Source organism: Acidovorax sp. HMWF018 (assembly GCF_003061035.1).
Taxonomy (GTDB): Bacteria; Pseudomonadota; Gammaproteobacteria; order Burkholderiales; family Burkholderiaceae_C; genus Acidovorax; species Acidovorax delafieldii.
Window position 1 is genome coordinate 1 of the sequence record NZ_QAIM01000654.1, and the last position, 904, is coordinate 904.

Genomic DNA, 904 nt, shown 5'->3' on the forward strand with positions numbered 1-904 from the left:
GCAGACAGCGTGCTGGAGGATGCGGCGCGGCTGGACTTCAAATGGAACGAAACGCAGGTGAAGCTGGCCGAGGTGCTGGCCACTACGCCCGAGAGTCCTCTTTTTGGACAGGTCAGCGGGCGCCGGGGAATGACGCACTGGATCGTCTTCATGAAGGCCGGTGGAGGAACCCCATGAAAACCATCCACATCAGCTACGGCGGCCCAGACCGCCGGATCAAGGACGCCACTGGCAAGGTGTGGCGCTTTGAAATGCACCCCTACAGCGGGCCAGCCGTGCAGGACGACGATGGCGAGCTGGCCGAGAAGCAGCCCGGGCAGCGCTCGCCCTTCTGGACAGCCGTAACCCTGTGGGCACAGCAAGGCGCCGTCATCGGGCCCGATGGCCTGTGCACCTGGAAGCCTGAACCTGAACCCACGCTCACCCACTTGGGCGGGCGGAACTATGCGATCGCCGGGTCTGGCCTGGCTGAGAAGTACGGGAGAACCACACCATGAACACCGCAACCCACCCCCTGGCCTATCAAATCAACCACGCCGCCGCAAAGCTCGATGTCTCACGCGCAACCATCTACCGGCTGGTCAAGGACAAGCATTTGACGCTGGTGAAAGTCGGCAAGCGTGCCAGCCGGATCACCGCGAAAAGCATCCACGACTATCTGGAGTCTCGGTGCGGCGACAATGCCGGCTAGGCCCTTCCAACACGGCTACCCAAGGGCACAAAATCCGGGTAGCCAGGTGGGTAGCTAGGCCCAAAAATGCAACCCACACAACAGCAACCGATTGATTTACAAGAGATTTTTCAGCCAATGCAAATTGCCACCTGGAACGTGAACTCCCTGTCGGTGCGCCTGCCCCAGGTGCTGGCCTGGCTGGCCGCCAACCCGGTCGATGCCTTGTGCCTG

Annotated in this window: 2 protein-coding genes and 1 pseudogene; all 3 read left to right on the forward strand. The window is 61.7% G+C overall.

Annotated features, from left to right (window positions below; all coding sequences use genetic code 11):
* Positions 1 to 173 precede the first annotated feature (173 nt).
* A complete protein-coding gene (locus DBR23_RS27405; RefSeq protein ID WP_108500162.1) occupies positions 174 to 497 on the forward strand; it encodes a hypothetical protein in 324 nt (107 codons plus the stop codon).
* Positions 494 to 691: an AlpA family transcriptional regulator gene (locus DBR23_RS27410; RefSeq protein ID WP_108500163.1), complete on the forward strand. Its 198-nt coding sequence runs from the start codon at positions 494 to 496 to the stop codon at positions 689 to 691. Before DBR23_RS27405 ends, DBR23_RS27410 begins: the two co-directional genes overlap by 4 nt.
* A gap of 117 nt (positions 692 to 808) precedes the next feature.
* Positions 809 to 904: pseudogene (locus DBR23_RS31980) on the forward strand (exodeoxyribonuclease III); the annotation flags it as partial.

Coding starts and splice junctions, on each gene's coding strand:
- DBR23_RS27405 (WP_108500162.1), top strand. CDS start 174: ATGAAAACCATCCACATCAGCTACGGCGGCCCAGACCGCCGGATCAAG.
- DBR23_RS27410 (WP_108500163.1), top strand. CDS start 494: ATGAACACCGCAACCCACCCCCTGGCCTATCAAATCAACCACGCCGCC.